The organism is Streptomyces sp. NBC_00083 (genome assembly GCF_026343295.1).
Classification (GTDB): domain Bacteria; phylum Actinomycetota; class Actinomycetes; order Streptomycetales; family Streptomycetaceae; genus Streptomyces.
Window position 1 is genome coordinate 2,243,465 of sequence record NZ_JAPELY010000001.1, and the last position, 26,117, is coordinate 2,269,581.

Annotated in this window: 21 protein-coding genes; 13 read left to right on the top strand and 8 right to left on the bottom strand. The window is 73.4% G+C overall.

Annotated features, from left to right (window positions below):
- Positions 1–104: 104 nt before the first annotated feature.
- The gene (locus tag OOJ98_RS09925; RefSeq protein ID WP_267054250.1) at positions 105–2,252 is read left to right on the top strand and encodes a primosomal protein N'; all 2,148 of its coding nucleotides are present in this window, start codon (positions 105–107) and stop codon (positions 2,250–2,252) included.
- A gap of 138 nt (positions 2,253–2,390) precedes the next feature.
- Here the strand turns inward: OOJ98_RS09925 and OOJ98_RS09930 are convergent, their stop codons facing one another.
- A complete protein-coding gene (locus OOJ98_RS09930; RefSeq protein WP_267054251.1) occupies positions 2,391–2,939 on the bottom strand; it encodes a hypothetical protein in 549 nt (182 codons plus the stop codon).
- 384 nt (positions 2,940–3,323) lie between these two features.
- Between OOJ98_RS09930 and fmt the strand changes: the two genes are divergently transcribed.
- From fmt to OOJ98_RS09950, 4 genes are all read left to right on the top strand, one after another.
- Entirely contained in the window at positions 3,324–4,268 is a 945-nt protein-coding gene (fmt, locus tag OOJ98_RS09935; RefSeq protein ID WP_267054252.1) for a methionyl-tRNA formyltransferase, read from the top strand.
- Positions 4,269–4,306: 38 nt separating this feature from the next.
- Positions 4,307–5,764 carry an RsmB/NOP family class I SAM-dependent RNA methyltransferase gene (locus OOJ98_RS09940; RefSeq protein ID WP_267054253.1) on the top strand — a complete coding sequence of 486 codons (1,458 nt, stop codon included), beginning with the start codon at positions 4,307–4,309 and terminating at the stop codon, positions 5,762–5,764.
- Between the two features lie 304 nt (positions 5,765–6,068).
- Positions 6,069–6,752, top strand: coding sequence for a ribulose-phosphate 3-epimerase (gene rpe / locus OOJ98_RS09945; protein WP_267054254.1), 684 nt, complete (start codon positions 6,069–6,071; stop codon positions 6,750–6,752).
- A 93-nt stretch (positions 6,753–6,845) separates the two neighbouring features.
- Positions 6,846–7,895, top strand: a complete 1,050-nt coding sequence (locus tag OOJ98_RS09950) for a sugar-binding transcriptional regulator (RefSeq protein WP_267054255.1) — start codon at positions 6,846–6,848, stop codon at positions 7,893–7,895.
- 37 nt (positions 7,896–7,932) lie between these two features.
- Here OOJ98_RS09950 and OOJ98_RS09955 read toward each other — a convergent pair whose 3' ends face one another.
- The 3 genes from OOJ98_RS09955 to OOJ98_RS09965 all read right to left on the bottom strand — a co-directional run bounded on the left by OOJ98_RS09955 (position 7,933) and on the right by OOJ98_RS09965 (position 11,959).
- Positions 7,933–9,021 carry an amidohydrolase family protein gene (locus OOJ98_RS09955; protein WP_267054256.1) on the bottom strand — a complete coding sequence of 363 codons (1,089 nt, stop codon included), beginning with the start codon at positions 9,019–9,021 and terminating at the stop codon, positions 7,933–7,935.
- Positions 9,022–10,308, bottom strand: a complete 1,287-nt coding sequence (locus OOJ98_RS09960; RefSeq protein ID WP_267055583.1) for a glutamine synthetase family protein — start codon at positions 10,306–10,308, stop codon at positions 9,022–9,024. It lies immediately after the preceding gene.
- A gap of 67 nt (positions 10,309–10,375) precedes the next feature.
- A complete protein-coding gene (locus OOJ98_RS09965; RefSeq protein ID WP_267054257.1) occupies positions 10,376–11,959 on the bottom strand; it encodes an ATP-dependent DNA ligase in 1,584 nt (527 codons plus the stop codon).
- A gap of 71 nt (positions 11,960–12,030) precedes the next feature.
- Here OOJ98_RS09965 and OOJ98_RS09970 point away from each other — a divergent pair, with 71 nt between their 5' ends.
- The 3 genes from OOJ98_RS09970 (at position 12,031) to OOJ98_RS09980 (ending at position 14,371) form a co-directional block, all read left to right on the top strand.
- Positions 12,031–12,459 (top strand): ribonuclease domain-containing protein, encoded by a 429-nt coding sequence (locus OOJ98_RS09970; RefSeq protein ID WP_267054258.1) that lies wholly within the window; start codon positions 12,031–12,033, stop codon positions 12,457–12,459.
- Positions 12,456–12,800, top strand: coding sequence for a barstar family protein (locus OOJ98_RS09975; protein ID WP_267054259.1), 345 nt, complete (start codon positions 12,456–12,458; stop codon positions 12,798–12,800). The genes OOJ98_RS09970 and OOJ98_RS09975 overlap by 4 nt, the downstream gene beginning before the upstream one ends.
- An 89-nt stretch (positions 12,801–12,889) precedes the next feature.
- Positions 12,890–14,371 (top strand): GuaB1 family IMP dehydrogenase-related protein, encoded by a 1,482-nt coding sequence (locus OOJ98_RS09980; RefSeq protein WP_267054260.1) that lies wholly within the window; start codon positions 12,890–12,892, stop codon positions 14,369–14,371.
- Here OOJ98_RS09980 and OOJ98_RS09985 read toward each other — a convergent pair.
- Complete coding sequence (locus OOJ98_RS09985) at positions 14,368–15,447, bottom strand: GDSL-type esterase/lipase family protein (protein ID WP_267054261.1); 1,080 nt, start codon at positions 15,445–15,447, stop codon at positions 14,368–14,370. The two genes, OOJ98_RS09980 and OOJ98_RS09985, sit on opposite strands and share 4 nt — an antisense overlap.
- A 361-nt stretch (positions 15,448–15,808) precedes the next feature.
- On the opposite strand from OOJ98_RS09985, the gene OOJ98_RS09990 reads away from it, so the two are divergent.
- The 4 genes from OOJ98_RS09990 (at position 15,809) to OOJ98_RS10005 (ending at position 21,163) form a co-directional block, all read left to right on the top strand.
- Positions 15,809–17,278: an amino acid permease gene (locus OOJ98_RS09990; protein ID WP_267054262.1), complete on the top strand. Its 1,470-nt coding sequence runs from the start codon at positions 15,809–15,811 to the stop codon at positions 17,276–17,278.
- Positions 17,279–17,288: 10 nt separating this feature from the next.
- A complete protein-coding gene (locus OOJ98_RS09995) occupies positions 17,289–17,744 on the top strand; it encodes an Lrp/AsnC family transcriptional regulator (protein ID WP_261714895.1) in 456 nt (151 codons plus the stop codon).
- Between the two features lie 860 nt (positions 17,745–18,604).
- A complete protein-coding gene (locus tag OOJ98_RS10000; protein WP_267054263.1) occupies positions 18,605–19,402 on the top strand; it encodes a carbon-nitrogen hydrolase family protein in 798 nt (265 codons plus the stop codon).
- A gap of 69 nt (positions 19,403–19,471) precedes the next feature.
- Positions 19,472–21,163 (top strand): NAD(P)/FAD-dependent oxidoreductase, encoded by a 1,692-nt coding sequence (locus tag OOJ98_RS10005; RefSeq protein WP_267054264.1) that lies wholly within the window; start codon positions 19,472–19,474, stop codon positions 21,161–21,163.
- 6 nt (positions 21,164–21,169) lie between these two features.
- Here OOJ98_RS10005 and OOJ98_RS10010 read toward each other — a convergent pair whose 3' ends face one another.
- From OOJ98_RS10010 to OOJ98_RS10020, 3 genes are all read right to left on the bottom strand, one after another.
- Positions 21,170–21,895, bottom strand: coding sequence for a DUF5995 family protein (locus OOJ98_RS10010; RefSeq protein ID WP_267054265.1), 726 nt, complete (start codon positions 21,893–21,895; stop codon positions 21,170–21,172).
- Between the two features lie 123 nt (positions 21,896–22,018).
- Positions 22,019–23,407, bottom strand: a complete 1,389-nt coding sequence (locus tag OOJ98_RS10015; protein ID WP_267054266.1) for a uracil-xanthine permease family protein — start codon at positions 23,405–23,407, stop codon at positions 22,019–22,021.
- Between the two features lie 222 nt (positions 23,408–23,629).
- Entirely contained in the window at positions 23,630–24,832 is a 1,203-nt protein-coding gene (locus OOJ98_RS10020) for an MFS transporter (RefSeq protein WP_267054267.1), read from the bottom strand.
- 124 nt (positions 24,833–24,956) lie between these two features.
- On the opposite strand from OOJ98_RS10020, the gene OOJ98_RS10025 reads away from it, so the two are divergent.
- A complete protein-coding gene (locus OOJ98_RS10025) occupies positions 24,957–26,096 on the top strand; it encodes an ROK family transcriptional regulator (protein ID WP_267054268.1) in 1,140 nt (379 codons plus the stop codon).
- Positions 26,097–26,117: the final 21 nt, after the last annotated feature.

A 26,117-nucleotide genomic window follows, 5' to 3' on the forward strand; every position in this document is an offset into this window, starting at 1 on the left:
TCACCTCATGAGGGCCCCGGACCGGGTTCGGTCCGGGGCCCTCGTGCGCGCTCCGGGCCGTCCGTCGGCCGGCGTTGTCAGTCCGGTCTGGTAGGAATTTGGCTGTGAGCAGCGAGGACGAACGGCAGGGCGGGGACGCCGAGGGTGCGGGGCCGGAGCAGCTTGCGCTCATTCGGGAGACGGTGCGCAAGGCCAAGGTGCCCAAGGCCAAGCCGCGGACCTGGCGGGGGGCCGCGCTCGCCAAGGAGCTGCCGGTCGCCCGGGTCGTGGTGAACAAGGGGGTGCTGCACCTCGATCAGTTCTTCGACTACGCCGTGCCCGAGGAGCTCGACGCCGACGCGCAGCCCGGCGTGCGGGTCCGGGTGCGCTTCGGGGCCGGGTCGCGCAACGTGCGGGGCGGGCGGCGCGAGGGCGGCGGGCTGATCGACGGGTTCCTCGTCGAGCGGCGTGCCGATTCGGACTACACGGGTCCGCTCGCCGCGCTGGCCAGTGTCGTATCGCCGGAGCGGGTGCTCAGCGCGGACACCCTGGCGCTCGCCAGGGCGGTCGCCGACCGGTACGCGGGCAGCCTCGCGGACGTGCTCCAGCTCGCGGTCCCGCCGAGGAACGCCCGCGCCGAGGCCAAGCCGTCGCCCGAACCGTCCCCGCCGCCCGCCCGGCCTGAGCCCGGGACCTGGGAGAGGTATGCCCAGGGGCCCGCGTTCATCGGGGCGTTGGGGAGCGGGGCGGCGCCCCGGGCGGTATGGACCGCGCTGCCCGGCCCCCACTGGGCGCACGAGATCGCGCGCGCCGTCGCAGCGACCCTCGCCTCGGGCCGGGGCGCCCTCGTCGTCGTGCCGGACGGGCGCAGTGCCGGCCGGGTCGACGCGGCGCTGACCGAGCTGCTCGGCGAGGGCCGGCACGCGCTGCTCACCGCCGACTCCGGCCCCGAGCGGCGCTACCGGCAGTGGCTCGCGGTGCGCCGCGGCGCGGTGCGGGCCGTGGTCGGCACCCGCGCCGCGATGTTCGCCCCCGTCGACAACCTGGGGCTCGTCGTGGTGTGGGAGGACGGCGACTCCAGCCACAGCGACGACAACGCCCCGTTCCCGCACGTGCGCGAGGTGCTCGAACTGCGCGCCACGCACGACAAGTGCGCCTTCCTGCTGGGCAGCACGAGCTGCACCGTCGAGGCCGCCCAGCTGGTGCAGAGCGGATGGGCCGCGCCGCTCGTCGCCGACCGTACGGTGGCCCGCGCGGCGGCGCCCCTGGTGCGCACCGTCGGCGACGGCGAACTCGCGCGCGACGAGGCGGCCCGCGCGGCCCGCCTGCCGAGCCTCGCCTGGCAGGCCGTCCGGGAGGGCCTGAAGCACGGCCCGGTTCTCGTCCAGGTGCCCCGGCGGGGATACGCGCCGCGGCTCGCCTGCGCGCGCTGCCGGGCACCCGCCCGGTGCGGCCGGTGCGCGGGCCCCCTGGAAGCGCCGGACGAGCACGCCCTGCGCTGCGCCTGGTGCGGCACGACCGAGGCCGACTGGCACTGCACCGAGTGCGGCGCCCACCGGCTGCGGGCCCAGATCGTCGGCGCCCGGCGCACCGCGGAGGAGCTCGGCCGCGCCTTCCCCGCGGTGCCGGTCCGCACCTCGGGGCGCGATCACGTCCTGGACAGCGTGCCCGCCCAGCCCGCCCTCGTGGTCTCGACGCCGGGCGCCGAGCCCGTCGCCGAGGGCGGTTACGCGGCGGCGCTGCTGCTCGACGGCTGGGCGATGCTCGGCCGGCCCGACCTGAGGGCGGGCGAGGAGGCGCTGCGGCGCTGGATCACGGCGGCCTCCCTGGTGCGGGGGCAGGACGAGGGCGGCACCGTGGTCGTGGTCGCCGAGCCCACCCTGCGCCCGGTGCAGGCGCTGGTCCGCTGGGACCCGGTCGGCCACGCCCTGCGCGAGCTGGCCGAGCGCGCCGAGCTCGGCTTCCCGCCGGTCTCGCGGATGGCCGAGGCCATCGGGCGCCCCGAAGCCGTGGAGGCCTTCCTGAAGGCGGCCCGACTCCCGCCCGAAGCACAGGTGTTGGGGCCCGTCCCGCTGCCGGTCAGCGATCCCGGCCGACCGCGCAGGCCCGGCGACGCGCCGGTGGGGGAGCAGTGGGAGCGGGCCCTGGTGCGGGTGCCGCCCGGCAGCGGCGCCGCGCTGGCCGCCGCCCTCAAGGCGGCCCAGGCCGCGCGCCTGGCCCGCGGCGGCGGAGACCCGGTGCGCCTCAGGATCGACCCGCCGGACATCGGCTGAGCGGCCAGGCCCAGGCCCGGTCGGGTTCGGTCAGGCAGGGCCCGGTCGGGCCGAGGGGCCGTGCCTCGGCGGGCCGCCGCACACGGCTGTGCCCTCGCGGATGTACGGACGCGAGGGCACGAAGGGGCGGGAGGCGGGTCAGCCGTTGCGGGGCCCGGGGAACGCGCTGGTGCGGACCTCCTCGCGAAGGGACTGGCTGCTCGCCGTCGGCTGCGGCGGCATCGAACGGGCGGCGGGAACCGCGGGCATGGGGGCCATGGGCGGCAGCGGCGGCAGGGTGCGGGTCACCGCGGTCTCGGCCGGGCGCTCCGCCTCGGCCTGGCCCGCGGCCGGAGCGGCCGGCCGGCGGGACCCGTAACGGCGGTGCACCGCCTGCTTGGTGACGCCGAGCGCGGAGCCCACCGCGTCCCAGGAGAAACCGAGGGAGCGGTCGAAGTCCACGGCGGCGGTCACCAGCGTCTCGACGCTGTCCCGCAGTTCCTGGGCGAGCCGTACGGTCGGCGCCGGGGCGCGCCCGTACACGACGAAGCCCGTGGAGGGGCCGGAGCGGCGCGGGCGGTAGACGTTGCCCAGCTGCGCGGTGAGGGTGCGCAGTGCGTCCACCTGTCGGCGGACCCGCTCGATGTCCCGCACCAACAGGTGCAGGCTGGCCCGCGCTTGGGCGTCGTGGGTTGCGTGGTCGGCCATGGGCAAGCCTCTCGAACCGGCGATGAAAGGAAGGGTGAAAACGGTACTGATACTGCGTAATGCCGAGCTGTGCCGTGTTGACGTGGTGCGGGTGCTGGACGGGCGCGGGCCGCACGAGCGGCCCGGTCGGGGTCAATCTCTCTTGACCAACGCGCTACCCGCTGTTGTGGTCACGCTGCGGGGGCGTATGGGCATATGCACAGGGCGCACGAGCACTCATGCGCCCCTGCCGGACGGAACCACCCGGGCGCCGCCCGCCCCGCCCCGCACCCCCGCGGCACCTGCGCGTACGCCGCGACCGCCGGTGCCGCACCTGGGCGTACGCCCGTACCCCACCGGCCCATAGACTGAGACGCTGCTCTCGACAAAGCGAGGTAACTCCCAGTGAAGCTCGTCTTCGCAGGCACCCCCGAGGTCGCCGTTCCCGCCCTTGACGCCCTGATCGCCTCCGGTCGGCACGAGGTCGCCGCGGTCGTCACCCGGCCCGACGCACCCGCCGGACGCGGCCGGCGCCTCGTGGCGAGCCCCGTCGCCGAGCGCGCGGAGGAGGCCGGCATCGAGGTGCTCAAGCCCGCGAAGCCACGGGACGAGCAGTTCCTGGCCCGGCTGCGCGAGATCGCCCCGGACTGCTGCCCGGTCGTCGCCTACGGGGCGCTGCTGCCCAAGGCGGCCCTCGACATCCCGGCGCGCGGCTGGGTCAACCTGCACTTCTCGCTGCTGCCCGCCTGGCGGGGGGCAGCGCCCGTGCAGCACGCCGTGATGGCGGGCGACGAGATCACCGGCGCCGCCACCTTCCTCATCGAGGAGGGGCTCGACTCGGGCCCGGTGTACGGCACGGTCACCGAGGAGGTCCGGCCCACGGACACCAGCGGCGACCTGCTCACGCGTCTCGCGTTCGCCGGGGCGGGGCTGCTCGCCGCCACCATGGACGGCATCGAGGACGGCACGCTGAAGGCGGTCCCGCAGCCCGCCGACGGGATCTCGCTCGCCCCGAAGATCACCGTCGAGATGGCGGGCATCGACTGGTCGGCGCCCGCGCTGCGCGTCGACCGCGTGGTGCGCGGCTGCACCCCCGCGCCCGGCGCGTGGACCGTGTTCCGCGGCGAGCGCCTCAAGCTCATCCAGGCGGCCCTGGTCACCGACCGCACCGACCTCGCGCCGGGCGAGCTCTCCGTCGCCAAGAACAACGTGTACGTGGGCACCGGCTCGCACGCCGTGGAGCTCCTCTGGGTCCAGCCGCAGGGCAAGAAGCCGATGCGCGGCGCCGACTGGGCCCGCGGGGTGCGCATCGCCCCGGGTGAGCGCGTGGGGGCGGCGGACGTACGCTGAGAGGGTTCGCCCCATCTGATCAGCGGAGCACCTTTCACGTGAACGATTCGCCACGTCGCAGCCCGAACCCCAACGGGGGCAAGACCGGCAAGCCGTACCGCCGTCCCAAGAAGGACCCGGTCCGCATCCTCGCCTTCGAGGCGCTGCGGGCCGTCGACGAGCGCGACGCCTACGCCAACCTCGTGCTGCCCCCGCTGCTCCGCAAGGCGCGCGAGGGCGGCACCTTCGACACCCGGGACGCGGCGCTCGCCACCGAGCTGGTCTACGGCACGCTGCGCCGCCAGGGCACGTACGACGCGGTCATCGCGGCCTGCATCGACCGGCCGCTGCGCGAGGTCGACCCGCCGGTGCTCGATGTGCTCGCGCTCGGCGCGCACCAGCTGCTCGGCACCCGCATCCCCACGCACGCCGCGGTCTCGGCGAGCGTGGAGCTGGCGCGTGTGGTGCTCGGCGACGGGCGGGCCAAGTTCGTCAACGCCGTGCTGCGCAAGATCTCCGCGAACGACCTCGACGGCTGGCTGGAGAAGGTCGCGCCCTCCTACGAGGACGACGCGGAGGACCATCTGGCGGTCGTCCACTCCCACCCGCGCTGGATCGTCTCCGCGCTGTGGGACGCCCTCGGCGGCGGCCGGGCCGGCATCGAGGACCTCCTGGAGGCCGACAACGAGCGCCCCGAGGTGACCCTGGTCGCCCGTCCGGGACGATCCACCACCGAGGAACTCCTCGACGCGGTCGGCGAGGACGCCGCGCTGCCCGGCCGCTGGTCGCCGTATGCCGTGCGGATGGCCGAGGGCGGCGAGCCCGGCGCGCTGGACGCCGTGCGCGAGGGCCGGGCCGGTGTCCAGGACGAGGGCAGCCAGCTGGTGGCGGCCGCCCTCGCCAACGCCCCCGTCGAGGGCCGCGACGAGCTGTGGCTCGACGGCTGCGCCGGCCCCGGCGGCAAGGCCGCCCTGCTCGCGGCGCTCGCCGCGGGGCGCGGCGCGGCCCTGCTCGCCTCCGAGAAGCAGCCGCACCGGGCCCGCCTGGTCGAGCGCGCGCTCGCCGGCAACCCGGGCCCCTACCAGGTCGTGGCCGCCGACGGCACCCGCCCGCCGTGGCTGCCGGGCTCCTTCGACCGCGTCCTGATGGACGTGCCCTGCTCCGGGCTCGGCGCCCTGCGCCGTCGCCCCGAGGCCCGCTGGCGCCGTCGCCCCGAGGACCTGGAGGGCTTCGCGCCGCTCCAGCGCGGGCTGCTGCGCGAGGCGCTCTCCGCGGTCCGCGTCGGCGGCGTCGTCGGCTACGCCACCTGCTCGCCGCACCTCGCCGAGACCCGGATCGTCGTCGACGACGTCCTCAAGGGCCGCGGCGGCGCCGAGCCCATCGAGGCCGAGTGGATCGACGTACGCCCCCTGATGCCCGGCGTCGCCGGCCTCGGCGACGGCCCCGACGTGCAGCTGTGGCCGCATCTGCACGGCACCGACGCGATGTATCTGGCGCTCCTGAGGCGCAGCGCCTGACGCGGGCGCCGGCGCCCCGGTGACCCGGGGCGCCACCGCCCGCCGAACGCTGCGCGTCGCCTCCCGTGCACACACGGCGACGGAGGCGAACTGCCCGTCCCCGTACGGCAGTTGAGCGCATCACGGTTTGGCCGCCGCCGGGCCGGGGCCGCGCCGCAGGGGCTGCGGTGGCCGGCCGCGCGGGCGGAGGATCATGCGCCGGGGCGCGGCGGGAACGGCAGGATCGCCTGCCCGGCGCGGATCCGTACCGCCTTCGTCCGGCACCGTGGCAGGCAAGTCGCCCGGGGCATGGCAGGCTTGGGGCATGGCTCAGATCAACCCCAGCATCCTCTCCGCGGACTTCGCCCGGCTGGCCGACGAGGCCCAGGCCGTCAGGGGCGCCGACTGGCTCCATGTCGATGTGATGGACAACCACTTCGTGCCCAACCTCACGCTCGGCGTGCCGATCGTGGAATCCCTGAGCAAGGCGACGGACACGCCGCTCGACTGCCATCTGATGATCGAGGACCCGGACCGCTGGGCCCCGCAGTACGTGGAGGCCGGGGCCGGCTCGGTCACCTTCCACGCGGAGGCCGCCGCCGCTCCCGTGCGCCTCGCCCGCGAGATCCGCGCCAAGGGCGCCCGCGCCTCGATGGCGCTGAAGCCGGCCACCCCGATCGAGCCGTACGAGGACCTGCTCCCCGAGCTCGACATGCTGTTGATCATGACGGTCGAGCCCGGCTTCGGCGGCCAGTCCTTCCTCGACATCATGCTGCCGAAGATCCGCCGGACCCGTGAGCTGATCGCCAAACACGGACTTGAACTCTGGCTCCAGGTCGACGGAGGCGTTTCGGCCGCCACGATCGAGCGCTGCGCCGAGGCCGGAGCCGATGTCTTCGTCGCCGGATCCGCCGTCTACGGAGCCGACGATCCGGCCGAAGCCGTGCGGGGCCTGCGTTCCCTGGCTGAACGGGCGACGGCGGGCGCACCCTGGGCATGCGCACACTGAGCCGCCACTGAATGAACGGAACCCTTCGGGGCTGATCAAGGACCGCTGTATCTGACAGGATGAACAGCGAGTCCGGTGCGTGAACAGCAGTTTGTGAACAGCAGTGAGGAGATCGCGGTGTCTGCAATGTCGGCGGGTCGGTCAGCCCTGCGGATGGGACCCGCGGAGCTGGTGCAGGCGGCGGCCATGGCCCGCCGCTTCTACCTGGAGGGGAAGTCCAAGATCCAGATCGCCGAGGAGTTCGGCGTGAGCCGCTTCAAGGTGGCCCGGGTCCTGGAGACCGCCCTGGAACGTGATCTCGTGCGGATCGAGATCCGTGTCCCCGCCGAGCTGGACGCGGAGCGCTCCGACGCCCTGCGCGCCCGCTACGGGCTGCGGCACGCGGTCGTCGTGGAGTCCCCCGCGGAGGGCGAGGAGACCTCGCCCGACCCGGAGAACCTCGGCGAGGTCGCCGCCGACCTGCTGGGCGAGCTGGTCAGCGAGGGCGATGTGCTGGGCCTCGCCTGGGGCCGCTCCACCATCCACATGGCCGCCGCCCTCGACAGACTCCCGCCCTGCACGGTGGTCCAGCTGACCGGGGTCTACGACGCGGGCACCGCCGAGCGCGGCTCCGTCGAGGCGGTGCGCCGCGCCGCCCAGGTCTCCGGCGGCGAGGCCCACCCCATCTACGCCCCGATGCTGCTTCCCGACCCGGCCACCGCGGCCGCGCTGCGCAACCAGACCGGGATCGCCCGCGCCTTCGAGTACTTCGACAAGGTCACCGTCGCCGCGGTGTCCATCGGCTCCTGGGAGCCCGGCATCTCCACCGTGCACGACATGCTCAGCGACGAGGAGCGGGCCCACTACGCCTCGCTCGGCGTCGCCGCGGAGATGTCCGCGCACCTCTTCGACGCCGAGGGCCGCCGCGTCGGCCGCGACCTGGGCGAGCGCTGCATCACCGTCGAGGCGGACCGGCTGCGCCGCATCCCGGAGGTCGTCGCGATCGCCGGGGGCCAGCGCAAGGCCGCCGCCATCGACGCGGTGCTCCGCTCCGGCCTGGTCACCAGCCTCGTCACCGACACCGCCGCGGCCGACTTCCTCCTCAACGAGACCGGCCCCAAGCCCCGGCCCGCCCTGAACCGCGCGGACCCGGACGGCGTCTGAGCCACCGGGGGCGCCGCGCCCCCGGTGTGCTCCCGCCTCAGCCGCCGTAGACCCGCTCGGCGTTGCCCGCCGACACCAGGGCCGCCACCCGGTCCGCGTCCGCCGCCGACCACGCCCCGGACCTCGTCCAGCCGTTCAGGAGCTGGTCGAGCGCCTCCCGGTAGAGCCGGGCCCCCACCACGTACAGCTCCGCGAGGCCGTACGCGTCCGTCGAGAACAGCAGCTTGCCGAACGGGGCCAGTTCGAGGAACTCGGCGAGCACCGCGGTCGCCCGCGCCCCCGTGTGCCCCAGCGAGAGCCCCACGTCGGCGTACACATGCGGGTAGACGTGCGCCAGATAGCCGGCGGCCCGGTGGTAGGGGTAGCCGTGCAGCAGGACCAGCCGGCAGCCCGTGGGGCGCACCGCCCGGATGAAATCGGTGAGCAGCAGCGGATCGCACCGGTGCAGTCTCAGGTCCGGGTCGCCGAAACCGGTGTGGATCTGGAGCGGCAGGCCGGTGTCGGCCGCCGACCACAGCAGGTGCCGCAGCAGCACCGGATCGGTGATCCGGCCCGCGCCCGCTTCCAGCCATCCCGCGGTCGCCGCGCGCAGCTCCGCCGCGCCCGGTGGCGCCGGGTCGAAGTCGAGGCCGTGACGGTACCCGACCACCGACTTGAAGCCCGCCGCCGTGCCCGCGGCGGCGCCGATCGCGTCCCCGAGCGCCGTCAGGAACTTGTCCGGATCTCGTACCCCCATTGCGGTGCGCTCCGCGAGATGTTCCAGCCGTACGATCTCGCGCGCCGCGGCACCGCCCAGGCGGGCCAGCTCCTCCGGGCCGGTCAGGTCGCCCGGCAGTCCGGTGTCCACCAGGTAGCTGCCGATGCCGGTGGCGCCGAGGAGGAGCCGGTTGGCCTCCTCGGCGCCCAGCTCGCCGCGGCGGGCCAGATAGCGCTCGGGCGGGCAGTGCGGATCGAGCCCCAGGAGCGGCGGGCACCAGCGGCGCACGGCGAAGCCCAGCTGGGTGTCGAAGAACGTCGTGCCGGGTGCGGCCGGCGCGTCGGACTCGGTCAGGAACGCCTCGAACGCGGCCGCGTCGGGGTCGGAGCGCAGCACACCGTGACAGTGGTGGTCGACGAGCGGCAGCACTCAGTACCTCCCACGGGTGGCCTCGGCGATCTCCCGCGGCGTCCGGCCGTCGAAGAGCTTCGTCTCGGCCTGGCGCACCGAGACGATCGCTTCGAAGAGCGCGTCGCCGAGCGCCTCGCGCAGGACCGCCGACTCCGTGAAGTGAGCGAGCGCCTCGGGCAGGGAGGCCGGCAGCCGGCGGGCGCCGGCCGAGGCGACCGGGTCGCCCGCCACCGGCTCGGGCAGCCGCAGACCCGCGTCGAGGCCCGCGAGCCCGGCCGCGATGACCGCGCCCGTCACGAGGTACGGATTGGCGGCCGGGTCGAACGACTTCACCTCGGCGTTCGCGGCGCCCTCCGCGCCGGGCGGCCCCGGTACGAAGCGCAGCGCCGCCTCCCGGTTCTCCGGCCCCCAGCACTGGAAGGCGCCGGCCCAGCGCGACGGCGCGAGCCGCAGATAGCTCGCGGGGCTCGGCGCCCCGATCGCGAGCAGCGCGGGCAGCGCGTCGAGGATTCCGGCGAGGAAGGCCTCGCTGGTCGCGGTCATGGCGGACGGGCCGTCGCCGCCCCGGCACAGGTTGCGCCCGTCCCGCCACAGGCTCAGGTGGAGGTGGCCGCCGTTGCCGACGCCCTCGGGGTCGACGACGGGACCGAACCACGGCGTGAGCCCGTGCCGGAGCGACACCGCGCGGATCGTCTCGCGCACCAGCACCGCGAGATCCGCCGCGCCCACCGGGTCCGCCGGGACCACCGACACCTCGAACTGGCCGGGGGTGTACTCCGGATGGATCTGGAGCACCTCCACCCCCTGCGCCTCAAGGGCCTCAAGGACGTCGCCCACGTACTGCGAGCGCTCGACGACCCGCGCCATCCCGTACGCCGGTCCCGCGAGCGGCGGGTCGACCACCCACTCCGTCTCGAAGCCCATCCGCAGCTCGATGCCGCGCTCGGCGGCCCGCTCGGTCATCCGGCGCGCGAACAGCCGCTGGCAGGCCTCGTACGGCTCGCCCGACTGCTCGAACCGGTCGGCCGGTGCCCACGCCCAGCCCGGCTGCGCGGCGAGCACGGTGAGCCGGTCCAGGTCGGGGATGAGCCGCAGGTCGCCGTCGGGGCCGCCGATGTGGGCGCTGGTGGTGACCGAGTCGTCCACCAGATACACGTCGAACACCGGCGACATGCCCACGCCGTGCGCCGCGACCTGGGCCAGCCGGGTGGTCGGCACCACCTTGACGCGGGTGAGGCCCGCCACGTCCACCCAGGTCAGCGCGATCGCCCGGACCCCCTCCGCGGTGAGCCTCGCGGCCGCCAACCCGGCCTCCTGGGCCCGCCGTTGTGCCTGTTCGAGTCGCCCCGTGCCGTCACCGTGCTCCACCGGTTCATTCCCTTCCGTCGCGAGGGGGGCCCTCCCTGTCCGAGCGAAGCCGGGAACGTGGGGGACCGAGGACCGTCGCGACCGTGTCCGCTTCCGAGGCCCTCTTGTCCTCGCGATAGCGCACTACCCGTGCGAACCGCAGTGTCACCCCTTCCGGGTACCGCGATGATCTCTGTACGCCGTCGAAGGCCACCTCGACGACGAGTTCCGGCCGCACCCGCACCCCCCAGGGCTCCTCCGCCACGGTCAACTCCCGCAGCCGCTCGGTCTGCCAGGCCAGCAACGCGTCGGTGAGGCCCTTGAACGTCTTGCCGAGCATCGCGAACGAGCCGTCCTCGCGGCGCGCCCCGAGATGCAGGTTGGAGAGCGAACCGGTGCGCCGGCCGTGGCCCCACTCCGCCGCGAGGACCACCAGGTCCAGGGTGTGCACGGGCTTGACCTTCAGCCACGAGGCGCCGCGCCGGCCCGCCGCGTACAGCGAGTCGAGCCCCTTGAGGACCACGCCCTCGTGGCCGAGCTCCAGCGTCCCGGCGGCGAACTCCTCGGCCGCGCGCCGCTGTTCGGGGTCGGCCGGGTCCTCCACCACGTACCGCCGCACGCGCCGGGGTCCGGGCGCGATGCGGGCCAGCTCCGTGTGCCGCTCGCGCACCGGCAGATCGAGCAGGTCCCGTCCGTCCACCGACAACAGGTCGAAGAAGACGGGGGAGAGCGGCAGCCGTTCCCGGGCGCCCGCGACATCGAGCCGGGAGCCGACGCGCCCGGCGATGTCCTGGAACGACCGCGGCCGCCCGTCCGGGCCGAGCGCGATCACCTCCCCGTCCAGCACGGCGCGCTCCGCCGCCAACTCCCGCGCCGCCGCGACCACTTCGGGCAGCCGCTCGGTGATGTCGTCGAGGGTGCGGGTGAAGACCCGTACCGTATCGCCGTCCTTGTGGACCTGCGCGCGGATGCCGTCGAGCTTCTCCTCGACGGCGCACGGACCCAGCCGGTCGAGCGCCTCGCCGACGTCCTTCGCGCTGTGCGCCAGCATGGGGAACACCGGCCGGCCCACGTCGAGCCGGAACGCGGCGAGCGCGGCCGGGCCCTCCGCGAGCAGCACCCGGGCGACCGTGCCGAGCGAGCCGGCCAGCATCACGGCGCGCCGCACCTCGGCGGCGCTCGCCCCGGCCGCCGCCGCGAGCCCCTCGACGGCCGCCGCGTCGAGGGCGCCCTGGCGCACCTCGCCGACGATCAGCGCGACCAGGAAGTCCTGCTCCTCGGCGGTGGCCGCGGCCATCAGCTCACCGGCCAGCCGCCTGCGTTCGCCCTGCGCGCCCTTCCCGGCCACCGCCGAGACGCGGTCCAGGCGCTCGTCGACGTCCCGGACGGTCAGCGAGGGCGCCGCGGCGGGCGGCGGACGGTCCTTGAGGGCGCTCCAGCCGAGCCCGGTGCGCCGCTGCGGCAGCCGCCCCGCCAGATACGTCACCACCAGCGGCGCCTCGTCGGGTTCGGTGGCCGAGAAGAGCCGGGCCAGCAGCGCGGACTTCTCCGAGCGCGATGAGGTGGCGGCGATCTCGGCCGAGGTTCTGGCCACGTCGGCAAGGAGCATGACTCCATCGTGACCCGGAAACATCACTCCACGCATTCGCTCGCGGCGTCCCCGGATGGGAGCATCGGCACATGATCAACAGGTTGGCCCGGCTCGCCCTCGCCCCGGTCCTCGTGTGTCTGGCGGTGCTCCTCGCCGGGTGCGGCGGCAAGGACACGGCGACACCGGCGGGCTCCACGCACCCCGCGACCGCCTCCGCGCCGGCCCCCGGCTGGGCCAAGGGCATGGCCACGGTCCCGGCGGCCTCACTGCCGGCCGAGGCGCGCAGGACGCTGGTCCTCATCGACAAGGGCGGCCCGTTCCCGTACAGCAGGGACGGCGTGGTGTTCGGCAACGTCGAGAAGCTCCTGCCGCAGCACAAGCGCGGCTACTACCACGAGTACACCGTCGACACCCCGGGCTCGCGCGACCGCGGGGCACGGCGCCTGATCACCGGGCAGAGTGGCGAGTTCTTCTACACCGGCGACCACTACAAGACGTTCAAGGCGGTACTGCGATGACGGCCGACGCGTTCGACTCCGTACGGGCCACGGGATGGCTCGTCGACCTCCTCGACCTCGACGGGGTGACCGGAAAGGCCGCCTTCATGGACCGCGTGGCCACGGCGCTGCGCCTGCCCGACTGGTTCGGCCGGAACTGGGACGCCCTCGCCGACTGTCTGGGCGACCCCGACTGGGGCCCGGCCGATCCCGGCCGTCTCCTCGTCGTGACGCGCTGGCAGGAGTACGCGGCCCGGCGGCCCGAGGAGTGGGCCGTCGCCCTGGACGTACTGGACGGCGCGGCCGGACCCGGACCGCGCGGCACCCTGGCCGTGCACCTCGCACTAGGAGGATCGCACTAGGACCCGGGTCCGGTCCCTGGACGATCGGTCCGGGCAGCGCAATCGTACGAACATGGGACAATGAACTACGTGCTTTTCCCCTGGCTGAAATGCCTGGGGCCACCTCGAACGACTGGGATGTTCAGCACGTGCGTTTCCTCAACGACATCAAGCCGCCGTACGACCTGACGTACGACGATGTGTTCATGGTGCCGAGCCGCTCCGCGGTGGGCTCCCGCCAGGGCGTCGACCTGGCCTCTCCCGACGGCACGGGCACCACCATCCCGCTCGTCGTCGCCAACATGACCGCGATCGCCGGGCGCCGCATGGCCGAGACCGTGGCGCGCCGCGGCGGCATCGTCGTGATCCCCCAGGACATCCCGATCGAGGTCGTCACCGAGGTGATCTCCTGGGTCAAGACGCGTCACCACGTGCTCGACACGCCGATCGTCCTCGCCCCGACCCAGACCGTCGCCGACGCGCTCGCCCTGCTGCCGAAGCGGGCCCACAACGCGGGCGTCGTCGTCGACGCCGACCAGAAGCCGGTCGGTGTCGTCACCGACGCCGACCTGACGGGCGTCGACCGCTTCACCCAGCTCTCCGAGGTCATGGCCAAGGACCTGCTGCTCCTCGACGCCGACATCGACCCCCGCGAGGCCTTCAACAAGCTGGACGGCGCCAACCGCCGCTACGCCCCCGCCGTGGACAAGGACGGCCGTCTGGCCGGCATCCTGACCCGCAAGGGCGCCCTGCGCGCGACGCTCTACACCCCGGCCACCGACGCCGAGGGCAGGCTGCGCATCGCCGCCGCCGTCGGCATCAACGGCGACGTGGCGGGCAAGGCCAAGCAGCTCCTCGACGCCGGCGCCGACACGATCGTCGTGGACACCGCGCACGGCCACCAGGAATCCATGATCGCCGCGATCAAGGCCGTCCGCGGCCTCGACCCGCAGGTCCCCATCGTCGCGGGCAACATCGTCGCCGCCGAAGGCGTGCGCGACCTGATCGAGGCCGGCGCCGACATCATCAAGGTCGGCGTCGGACCCGGCGCCATGTGCACCACCCGCATGATGACCGGCGTCGGCCGGCCGCAGTTCTCCGCGGTCCTGGAGTGCGCCGCCGAGGCCAAGAAGTTCGGCAAGCACGTGTGGGCCGACGGCGGGGTCCGCCACCCGCGCGACGTCGCCATGGCGCTCGCCGCCGGCGCGTCCAACGTCATGATCGGCTCCTGGTTCGCGGGCACCTACGAGTCCCCGGGCGACCTCCACACCTCGGCGGAGGGCCACCTGTACAAGGAGTCCTTCGGCATGGCCTCCGCCCGCGCGGTCAAGAACCGCACGAGCGACGAGTCCGGCTACGACCGCGCCCGCAAGGCGCTGTTCGAGGAGGGCATCTCCACCTCGCGCATGTTCCTCGACCCGGCCCGCCCGGGTGTCGAGGACCTGATCGACTCGATCATCGCGGGCGTCCGCTCCTCCTGCACCTACGCCGGTGCCTCCTCGCTCGCCGAGTTCGAGGAGAAGGCCGTCGTCGGCATCCAGTCCGCCGCCGGCTACGCCGAGGGCAAGCCGCTGCACAACAGCTGGAGCTAGCCCCGCTCCCGCCGAACCGCCCGGAGCCCCCGCGAGTCCTCTCGCGGGGGCTCCGGCACGTACGGAGCGAGTGCCTCGGCCACCGCCGCGCCGAGCAGGGCATGCCCCTCGTCGGTCGGGTGGAGCCCGTCGGCGAGGTGGTCCGGGGTCAACAGGCCGTGCCCGAGCAGCAGACGGAGATGGCCGTCGCCCTCCGCCATGAGCGTGCGCGCGGCGTCCTCCAGGGCGGTGCGCAGCTCCGTGAGCGTCGCACCGAGCGCGTTCGGGGTCTCCTCCGCCTCCGGATGGAGCAGCGGAGAGACCAGGAGCAGCGGGGTCGTCGGGTGGCCCTGGCGCACGAGCCGCACGAAGGCCAGGAGCGTCTCGTACATCAGGGGCACCGAGAACGGCGCCGACCAGCAGTTGGTGCCGAAGGCGAGCGTGAGCACGTCGGCGGGCAGCCGGGCGAGCTGTTCGGCGATGGCGAGTTCGCCCCGCCCGCCGCCCGCGTACCCCAGGTTCACGGTGTCCAGGCCCAGCCTGCGGCCCGCGACGGCCGGCCAGGAGTGCGCGGGCCGGGTCGACCACCAGCCCTCCGTGATGGAGTCTCCGTGCACGAGCCAGCGCGGCCGGCGCCCGACCGGCTCGATGGCGCCGCCGACCCCCCGCACCCCGACCACCACCGGCGCCTGCGACTCCGGCGGGTGGATGGTGAACGAGCCGGTGGAGCGCGGCAGTTGGATCCGTACGTGCCCCTCCTCGTGCGGCGTCACCGTCGTCTCGGTCAGGCACTCCTCGCCCTGCCAGAGCGCGAAGGTGTGCGCGAGATCGTGCAGCGCCTCGCCCTCCGCGGGCACCCGGGCGCGGTAGCGGAGCTCCACCGCCGTGGCACCCCGCGCGAGGAACTCGATCCGCATCCCGATGGGCAGGGCGGCCCGCTCCCCGGTGTCCCACGGCAGCCGCATCACATCGTCGGGATCGGCGCGCACGGGGCGTCCTTCGGAGTCGAGCCAGGCGACTCCGCGCAGGTAGGGGGCCGGGTCGAGCCAGCCCCCGGCCGGCTGCCCGGCGAGCTCGTACGGCTCGTGCAGTTCCATGGGGCGCGACCCTGCAACAGGGCTGACGAGGTGTCAAGGCGGCGCCGTGACCAGGACCACTGCTCAGGGCCGTGAACCCGGCCCTGAGCAGGGCGTACGCACGGATCGAACGTTGATGTGCAACAAACACCCATGCGTCGCACTTGAGCGCAATGATCAGCCATCGATGCGCAAGGTTGCTGCATTACGACCGGGAACCAGAACCCCATAGGGTTCTCGCCGTACGTGGAGTGGCGGGGACCGCCTGCTCGGCGGAACCGGCCACGGAAGGCTTCATGCTGCCCGGAATGTCCCCTATGGGGGAAGGCTGGACCGTCGCGGTCACCCGCCGTCCGATTGGCAGCGATAAGGAGCCACCTCAGTGTTGGATCACGGCGCAGCGCCACCCTCGACCGATGCACCCGATGCCGGGGGCCCGCGCCCCGGTCGCGGTCTGATGCGGCGCAAGCCGGTGGAGACGCTGGTCGCGGAGGGTGGCCAGGGCGAGGGCGGCTCGTTGAAGCGCTCGCTCGGCATGTGGCAGCTGACCATGATCAGCATCGGTGCGACGCTCGGCACCGGCATCTTCGTGGTGCTCGGGGAGGCCGTCCCCAAGGCCGGACCCGCCGTCACGATCTCGTTCGTGCTCGCCGGCGTCACCGCGCTCTTCTCGGCCCTGTCCTACGCCGAGCTCGCGGGCTCCATCCCCGTCGCGGGCTCCTCGTACTCGTACGCATACGCAACGCTCGGCGAACTCATCGCCTGGATCTGCGGCTGGTGCCTGATCCTGGAGTACGGCGTCTCGGTGGCGGCGGTCGCCGTCGGCTGGGGGCAGTACCTGAACGAGTTCCTCGACGGCACGATCGGTGTCACCATCCCCGACGCGCTGTCCGCGCCGCCCGGCGACGGCGGGATATTCAACCTGCCCGCCCTGATCGTCGTGGTCCTCGCCATGGGCCTGCTCCTGGGCGGCGCCCGCGAGTCCGCCCGGATCAACACGATCATGGTCGGTGTGAAGATCGCCGCGCTCGTGCTGTTCTGCGTGATCGGCTTCATGGGCTTCAAGTCGGGCAACTACCACGACTTCATGCCGCTCGGCACGGCCGGCGTCAGCGGCGCCGCCTCGACGCTCTTCTTCTCGTACATCGGCTTCGACGCGGCCTCCACGGCCGGCGAGGAGGCGAAGAACCCCAAGAAGGACCTGCCGCGCGCGATCATGCTGTCGCTCGTCATCGTCACCGCGCTGTACGTGCTCGTCGCGTTCGTTGCCGTCGGCGCGCGCCCCTGGAAGCAGTTCGAGGGCTCCGAGGCGGCGCTCGCCGGGATCATGAAGGACGTCACCGGCCACTCCTTCTGGGCCACGCTGCTCGCGGCCTGCGCGGTGATCGCCATCGCGAGCGTCGTCCTGACCGTGCTGTACGGCCAGACCCGCATCCTGTTCGCGATGTCCCGCGACGGCCTCGTCCCCAAGGTCTTCGCCAAGGTCAGCCCGCGCAGCGGGACCCCGGTCGCCAACACCGTCGCCGTGTCGCTGTTCTGCGGTGTGCTCGCCGCCGCGGTGCCGCTCGGCAACCTCGCGGACGCCACCAGCATCGGCACGCTCTTCGCCTTCGCGCTGGTCAATGTCGCCGTCGTCATCCTGCGCAAGACGCGCCCGGACATGCCGCGCACCTTCCGGGTGCCGCTCGGTTGGGTCGTGCCCATCCTCGGCTTCCTCAGCTGCGGCTACCTCATGTGGAACCTGTCCGGAATCACATGGGAGTACTTCGGATACTGGATGGCCGCCGGTCTCGTGATCTACTTCGCTTACGGCTACCGCCGTTCCAGGCTGGCCACCGCCTCACAGAAGTGATCCACCCGCAGTGCGACTCAATGACCTCGATGAACGCATCGTCCACGCGCTCGCCGAAGACGCCCGGCGCTCCTACGCCGACATCGGCTCCCTGATCGGTCTGTCCGCGCCCGCCGTCAAGCGGCGCGTCGACCGGCTGCGGGCCGAGGGTGCCATCACCGGGTTCACGGTCCGGGTGGACCCGGCGGCGCTCGGCTGGGAGACCGAGGGGTTCATCGAGATCTACTGCCGCCGCAACACCTCGCCCGATGCGATCAGGCGGGGGCTCGAGCGGTATCCCGAGGTCGCGTCGGCCTCCACCGTGACGGGGGAGGCGGACGCGATCGTGCAGGTCTTCGCCTCCGATATGCGGCACTTCGAGCGGGTGCTCGAGCGGATCGCGGGGGAGCCGTACGTGGAACGGACGAAGTCCGTGCTGGTCCTGTCCCCGCTGCTCCGCCGCTACACCTCAGGCAGCCCAGCCTGACCCCCGGGCTCCGCCCCGGACCCCGTGTCGCGCCTTGAGGGCACTCGTCCTCAATCGCCGGACGGGCTGGGGACGTGCATGCTGCCCGGCGCCAGTGCCGCCAGGGGCGCGGGGAACTGCGCGGGACGCGGGCACGGTCCGCAGCTGGAGGGCGGGGTTGCCTGGGGCTCTGCCCCAGACCCCGTATCGCGCCTGAACGGCGCTCGTCCTCAATCGCCGGACGGGCTGGGGATGCCGAGACTGGGCACCCTGCCAAGGCCGACCCACCCACGGGCGCGGGGAACTGCGCGAGACGCGGGCACGGTCGCAGCTGGAGGGCGGGGTTGCCTGGGGCTCTGCCCCAGACCCCGGTTCGCGCCTGAACGGCGCTCGTCCTCAAACGCCGGACGGGCTGGGGTGGCCTGTACTGGGCACGCTGCCAAGGCCCACCCACCTGGGGGCGCGGGGAACTGCGCGAGACGCGGGCACGGTCCGCACCCGAGGGCGGGGTTGCCTGGGGCTCCGCCCCAGACCCCGGTTCGCGCCTGAACGGCGCTCGTCCTCAATCGCCGGACGGGCTGGGGTGGCCTGCATGGGCCGGGGTCGAGCAGCCGGACACCTGGATTGAGCATGCCGCCAAGGCCCACCCACCCAGGGGCGCGGGGAACTGCGCGGGACGCGGGCACGGTCCGCACCCGAAGGTGGGGTTTCAGGGGCGCGGGGAACTGCGCGGGTGCGGGTCGGCGCAATGAATCGCTGCTCTGGGGCGATCATGCGCAACGAATCGCGCGCCGACACGCAACGCTCCCGCCTTGTCCCCCGCGATCAGCGGAACGTACCGTCTAATGACCCCACCCCGCACCCCCCGCCGAGGACCGCCCATGCCCGCGTTGCGCACCGCCCTGCTCCAGAGCTCCGGCAGTCTCTCGGACGTCGCCGCGAACCTGACGGTCCTGGACGACGCGGCCGGGCGGGCCGCCGCGACCGGCGCCGGGCTGATCGTCTGCCCCGAGCTGTTCCTCACCGGGTACGCCATCGGCGACGACATCGCGAAGCTCGCCGAGCCCGCCGACGGACCCTCCGCCGAGGCGATCGCCGCGATCGCCGTACGGCACGGCCTGGCCGTCGTCTACGGCTACCCCGAGCGCGACGGCGACACCGTCTACAACGCCGCCCAGCTCATCGGCCCCGACGGCACCCGCCTCGCGAACTACCGCAAGACCCACCTCTTCGGCGACTTCGAGCAGGCGGCCTTCACCCCGGGCGAGCGATGCGTCGTCCAGGCCGAGCTGAACGGCCTCCGCATCGGCATGATGATCTGCTACGACGTGGAGTTCCCCGAGAACGTACGGGCCCACGCGCTGGCCGGCACCGACCTCCTCCTCGTGCCCACGGCCCAGATGCACCCCTTCCAGTTCGTCGCCGAGTCCCTCGTGCCGGTCCGCGCCTTCGAGAACCAGCTGTACGTCGCGTACGTCAACCGCACCGGCCCCGAGGGCGCCTTCGAATTCGTCGGCCTGAGCTGCCTGGCCGGCCCCGACGGCGCCGCCCGCGCCCGCGCCGGGCGCGGTACCGAGCTGGTCGTCGGCGACGTCGACCCCGCGTTCCTGGCCGCCTCGCGCGCGAACAACCCGTATCTGCGCGACCGCCGCCCCGGCCTCTACGCCTCCCTGGTCTGAGCCCCGGGCCGCCCGGCCCCGCCGCCCCCACCCCCTCAACTTCCGTACTGTGCAAGGAGTCCGTACCCCATGACGTCCACGGTGCCCACCGCCGTCCAGCACATCGACGAGCAGCCGCCCGTCACGATGTTCGGGCCGGACTTCCCCTACGCGTACGACGACTTCCTCGCGCACCCGGCCGGGCTCGGCCAGATACCCGCGACCGAGCACGGCGCGGAGGTCGCGGTCATCGGCGGCGGCCTCTCCGGCATCGTCGCCGCGTACGAGCTGATGAAGATGGGCCTCAAGCCCGTCGTGTACGAGGCCGACCAGATCGGCGGCCGGCTGCGCACCGTCGGCTTCCCCGGCTGCGACCCCGAGCTCAGCGCCGAGATGGGCGCCATGCGGTTCCCCCCGTGCTCCACCGCGCTCCAGCACTACATCGACCTGGTGGGCCTGGAGACCAAGCCGTTCCCCAACCCGCTCGCCCCGGACACCCCCTCCACGGTGGTCGACCTCAAGGGCGAGTCCCACTACGCGACCTCCGTCGACGAGCTGCCGGCCGTGTACCGCGAGGTCATGGACGCGTGGAACGCCTGCCTCGAAGAGGGCGCCGACTTCTCCGACATGAACCAGGCCATCCGGGAGCGCGACACCCCGCGCATCCGTGAGATCTGGGCCAAGCTCGTCGAGAAGTTCGACAACCAGACCTTCTACGGCTTCCTCTGCGACTCGGAGGCCTTCAAGTCCTTCCGGCACCGCGAGATCTTCGGCCAGGTCGGCTTCGGCACCGGCGGCTGGGACACCGACTTCCCCAACTCCATCCTGGAGATCCTGCGCGTCGTCTACACCGAGGCCGACGACCACCACCGCGGCATCGTCGGCGGCTCCCAGCAGCTGCCCGTGCGGCTGTGGGAGCGGGAGCCCGCGAAGCTCGTGCACTGGGCGCCCGGGACCTCGCTCGCCTCGCTCCACGAGGGCGCGCCGAAGCCGGCCGTGACCCGGCTGCACCGCACCGCGGGCAACCGGATCACCGTGACGGACGCCGACGGCGACATCCGCACCTTCCGCGCGGCGATCTTCACCGCGCAGTCCTGGATGCTGCTCTCCAAGATCGCCTGTGACGACTCGCTCTTCCCGATCGACCACTGGACGGCGATCGAGCGCACCCACTACATGGAGTCCTCGAAGCTGTTCGTCCCCGTCGACCGGCCGTTCTGGCTGGACAAGGATGAGGAGACCGGCCGTGACGTCATGTCGATGACGCTCACCGACCGCATGACGCGCGGCACCTACCTGCTCGACAACGGCCCGGACAAGCCCGCCGTCATCTGCCTCTCCTACACCTGGTGCGACGACAGCCTCAAGTGGCTGCCGCTGTCGGCGAGCGAGCGCATGGAGGTCATGCTCAAGTCGCTCGGCGAGATCTACCCGAAGGTCGACATCCGCCGGCACATCATCGGCAACCCGGTCACGGTGTCCTGGGAGAACGAGCCGTACTTCATGGGCGCGTTCAAGGCGAACCTGCCCGGCCACTACCGCTACCAGCGCCGCCTGTTCACGCATTTCATGCAGGACGCCCTGCCGGAGGACAAGCGGGGCATCTTCCTCGCGGGCGACGACATCTCCTGGACGGCCGGATGGGCCGAGGGCGCCGTGCAGACCGCGCTCAACGCGGTGTGGGGCGTCATGCACCACTTCGGCGGGACGACCGACGCGGCCAACCCCGGTCCGGGCGACCTGTACGACTCGATCGCTCCGGTGGAGCTCCCCGAGGACTGAGGACGGTCAGCGCGCGGCGGGCAGCGGGGTCAGCAGGCACCGGGTCACCAGGCCCACCCCCGCGTCGAGCCGCTCCGTGAACTCCTCGGCCAGGGAGGGGAGTTCACGCAGCTGCCACAGGACCTTCGCCGCCGACCACGAGGCGTCCCGTGCCCGGTCGAGGCTCCAGGACGCCAGCAGATGCGTCATGGGGTCGGCCACCTGGAACAGGTCGGGACCGGGCATGAGCTCCTCCCGGATCCGCTCTTCGAGGAGCGTCAGGGCGTCGCCCACGCGGTCGAAGTCCCGCTCCAGGGAGGCGGGTTCGCAGTCGAGCGCCCGGCAGCTGTCGACCAGGGCCAGCGTCAGGTCGTGCCCGATGTGCGCGTTGATCCCGGCGAGCGCGAACTGGAGCGGACGTACGCCGGGATGGCGGCGGTACTGAAAGAGGGGCCGCCAGCAGTCCGGCGGGCGCCGGCCGGCGCCCGCCGCCTCCACGGCCGCGAGATAGCGCCCGGCGAACAGGGCGTCCAGGGTGGCCGCCGCGTGCGGATCGGTGAAGCCGCCGTGCGCGATGAGCCGGGAGATCTCCTCCGTCACCGTCAGATAGACGCGGTTGAAGACCGCGATGCCGTCCCGGGCCGGCAGGTCCGCCCGCAGCGCCCGCATCCGCCGCACCACGGGATCGAGCGGCCCCCCGAACCGGCGGGCGTGCTCCACGGGTGCGGCGGGCGTCCATTCGGTCTGCGTCATGGGGGCAGCGTCCCAGCCCGTCGCCGCGCCGAGCACCGCCGGAAGGGGGCATGACCGGATCGGATGAACGGACCGGTGTGGAGGGCGCCGCGGCCGCGCCGGGCGGCTATGTGCGCACGCCGCCTAGGCCTGCTCCTCCTGCCCCTTCTCGTAGGAGGAGGTGCCCGAATCCAGCAGCGGCTCCTGCTCCTTGAGGTGGGCCGGGGCCAGCGCGCGCAGCACGTGATAGCCGGTGATGACGACGACCGTGCCCAGCGCGATCCCGCTGAGCTGGAAGTTGTCGGTGAACTTCAGCGTGACGTTGCCGATGCCGATGATGATGCCCGCCGCGGCCGGCACGAGGTTCAGCGGATTGCGCAGATCGACCTTCGCGTTGATCCAGATCTGCGCGCCGAGCAGCCCGATCATGCCGTACAGGATGACGGTGATGCCGCCGAGCACGCCGCCCGGGATCGCCGCGACGACCGCGCCGAACTTGGGGCACACGCCGAAGAGCAGCGCGAAGCCGGCGGCCGCCCAGTACGCGGCGGTCGAGTAGACGCGGGTGGCGGCCATGACGCCGATGTTCTCGGAGTAGGTCGTGTTCGGCGGGCCGCCCACGGCGGTCGACAGCATGGAGCCCGCGCCGTCGGCGGCGATGGCGGTGCCCAGCTTGTCGTCGAGGTTGGTGCCGGTCATCTCGCCGACGGCCTTCACATGGCCGGCGTTCTCGGCGATCAGGGCGATCACGACGGGCAGCGCCACGAGGATCGCGGACCATTCGAAGCTCGGGGCGTGGAAGGTGGGAAGCCCGATCCAGTCGGCCTTCCCGACGCCCGACAGGTCGAGGCGCCAGTGGTCGACGGCCGCCGCCCCGCCGTGCACGGAGTGGATCTTCCCGAAGATCCGGTCGAACAGCCAGGAGATGCCGTACCCGAAGAGCAGGCCGAGGAAGATCGCGATCCGGGACCAGAAACCGCGCAGACACACCACGGCCAGGCCGGTGAAGGCCATCACCAGCAGGGCCGTCCACTGGTCCTGGGGCCAGTAGGTGGAGGCGGTGACCGGCGCCAGGTTGAAGCCGATCAGCATGACGACGGCGCCCGTGACGATGGGCGGCATCGCGGCGTGGATGATCCGCGCGCCGAACCGCTGCACCGCGAGGCCCACGAAGAAGAGCACCACGCCCACCACGAAGACCGCGCCGGTGACGGTGGCGCTGGTCCCTCCGGTGGCGCGGATCGCGGCGGCGACCCCGACGAACGAGAGCGAGCAGCCGAGGTAGCTGGGCACCCGGCCCTTGGTGGCGAGCAGGAAGATGACCGTCGCGATGCCGGACATCATGATCGCGAGGTTGGGGTCGAGGCCCATGAGGATCGGTGAGACGAAGGACGCGCCGAACATCGCCACCACGTGCTGGGCGCCGAGGCCGATCGTGCGGGGCCAGGAGAGCCGTTCGTCGGGGCGTACGACGGCTCCCGGAGCGGGGGTCCGCCCGTCGCCGTGCAAGGTCCAGCGCACGCCGAGGCGCATGGTCGCTCCAGTTCATCCGTGGGGTCGGTGATGCGAGAAGCATCGAAAAGATCAGGCCAGATATTAGTGCCGGATCACCGGGGTCACGTAACGGAGCGGCCGGACCGGAGGCCCCTGCGCGCCTCGGGCCCGCGCCTCGGGCGCGCACGGCGGGCGCGCACGTCGACCTGCGCATCGGCCCGCGCGGCGGGCGCCGCGGGCGCGGATCCGGTGGCGGGCCGGTCAGGCCGGGTGCACCGGCTCCGCACGCACCGCCTCGGGCGTACGCGCGCCCGCCCGCAGCACCCGCGCTCCGGCCACCAGGCCGAGCGAGAGCACCGTCACCAGAGCGAACGAGACCACGAGGGAGGTCAGATCGGCGATGCCGCCGATCGCGGACGGCGCCACCAGGCCCGAGGTGTACGTGATGGTCGCGACGCCCGCTATGGCCTGGCTGGGGTTGGGCCCGCTGCGGCCGGCGGCGGCGAACGCGAGCGGCACCACGACCGCCACGCCCAGGCCGATCAGGCCGAACCCCGCGATCGCCACCGCCGGGCCCGGCGCGGTCACCACGAGCACCCCGCCCAGGGTGGCGAGGACGCCGCCGCCGCGCACCGTGCGCACCGCCCCGAAGCGGTCCACGCCCTTGTCGCCCGCGAGCCGGGCCACGGTCATGGTCAGCGTGAACGCGGTGGTGCAGGCGGCCGCGGTGCCGGCCGAGGTGTCCAGCACGTCGCGCAGGTAGACCGCCGACCAGTCGAGGCTCGCCCCCTCGGCGAACACCGCGCAGAACCCGACCAGGCCGATGATCAGCGCCGACCTGGGCGGCCGGGCGAACCGGGGCGGCGCCACGTCGCCCGGCGCGCTGCGCAGGTCGAGGACGCCCTGGCAGGCGGCGAGGCCGAGCAGGGTGAGGACGAGCGCCGCGACCGCGTGGTGCAGCCGCGCGTCGGCTCCCAGGTGCGCAGCGAAGGTGCCGGCCGCCGAACCGACCAGGGCGCCCGCGCTCCACATGCCGTGCAGGGAGGACATGATCGACCGGCCGAGCCGGTTCTCCGTCTCCACGCCGAGCGCGTTCATCGCCACGTCCGACATGCCGGCGCTCGCCCCGTACACGAACAGGACGCCGCACAGGGTGTAGACGTTCGGCGCGAGCGCGGGCAGCGCCAGCGCCAGCGTCCACAGGGCGAGCAGCCCGCGCAGCGCGTTGCGCGCCCCGAACCGGTGGGTGATCGCGCCGGACAGCGGCATCAGCAGGGACGAGCCGATCGCCGGGAAGGCGAGGGCGAGCCCGAGCTGGCCGGCGGAGACCCCCGCGTGCTCCTGGATCCAGGGGACCCGGGTGGCGAAGTTGCCGGTGACCGCGCCGTGCACACAGAACACCGCGGCGACCGCGATCCTCGCCCGCCTCAACTGCCGCTGATCCAGAGCCGGTTCGGTAGGCATCGACCGGGTTCCCCTTCCCCATCCGCGGCGGGTCTCCGTCCGCCGGGCGTAAGCTATCAGGAACCCTGCCTGATAAATAGGGCGGGTGGCGATCCGTCTCCGGCGATCTGGAAGGATTCCCGGCATGCCCGCATCCCCGAGCACCGCCAGGGCCATCAACGACCGGCTCGCCCTGCGTCTGCTGCAGGACGAGGGACCGTTGACGGCAGGCCAGCTGAAGAACCTCACCGGACTCTCCCGGCCCACCGTCGCCGACCTCGTCGAACGCCTCCAGGGCTCGGGGCTCGTGCACGTCGTCGGGGAGTCGGGCGCCGAGCGGCGCGGCCCCAACGCGCGGCTGTACGCGATCGTCGCCGACCGGGCCCATCTGGCGGCCCTGGACGTCCGCACCGACGGCGTCGCGCTCGTCGTCGCCGATCTGCTGGGCGCCACGCTCGCCGAGGCGACGCTGCCGGTCGAGCCGGGCATCAGGACCGAGCCCGCCGTCGAGCAGGTGGTGGCCCTCCTGGAGCGCACCGCGAAGGAGGCCGGCGCGGAGCGGCTGCACAGCGTCGCGGTCGGCGCCCCCGGACTCATCGACCCGGTCGGCGGCGAGCTGCGCGACACCACCGGGCTGCCCGCCTGGCACCGCGAACTCGTCCGGGTGCTCGCCGAGCGGCTCCCCGCCGCCGTGCTCGTCGAGAACGAGACCAATCTGGCGGCCGTGGCCGAGCAGCGGCTCGGTGCGGCGCGCGGACAGGACACCTTCGCCCTGCTCTGGCTCGGCCAGGGGATCGGCGCATCCCTGGTCCTGGACGGGAAACTGCGCAGGGGCGCGTCCGGCGGCGCCGGCGAGATCGGATTCCTGCCCGTGCCGGGCACCAGCGGGCTGCCGTCCGCGACGAGCTGCGACGGCGGCTTCCACGAGCTGGTGCACACGGGCGCCGTGGCGCGGCTCGCCGCGCAGCACGGCAGGACCCTCGGCGCGGAGGAGGCCCTGCGCTCCGCCGACGGGCCCTTCCTCGACGCGCTGGCCGAGCGGATCGCGATCGGGGCGGCGAGCGTGGTCGCGGTCCTCGACCCCGGCCTCATCGTGCTCGGCGGCGAACTCGGCCATGCGGGCGGTCAGTTGCTCGCCGCCCGCGTCCAGCGCCGGCTCGCGGCCCTGACCCCGCTGGTCACGGAGGTCAGACCGAGCGAGCTGGGCGACGGCGCGGTCCTCGGCGGGGCCCTGCTGACCGCGAGGGACGCCGCCCAGGACGAGCTCTTCGCCCCGAAGCCCTGATGGCGAACGTCGGTTGACGGG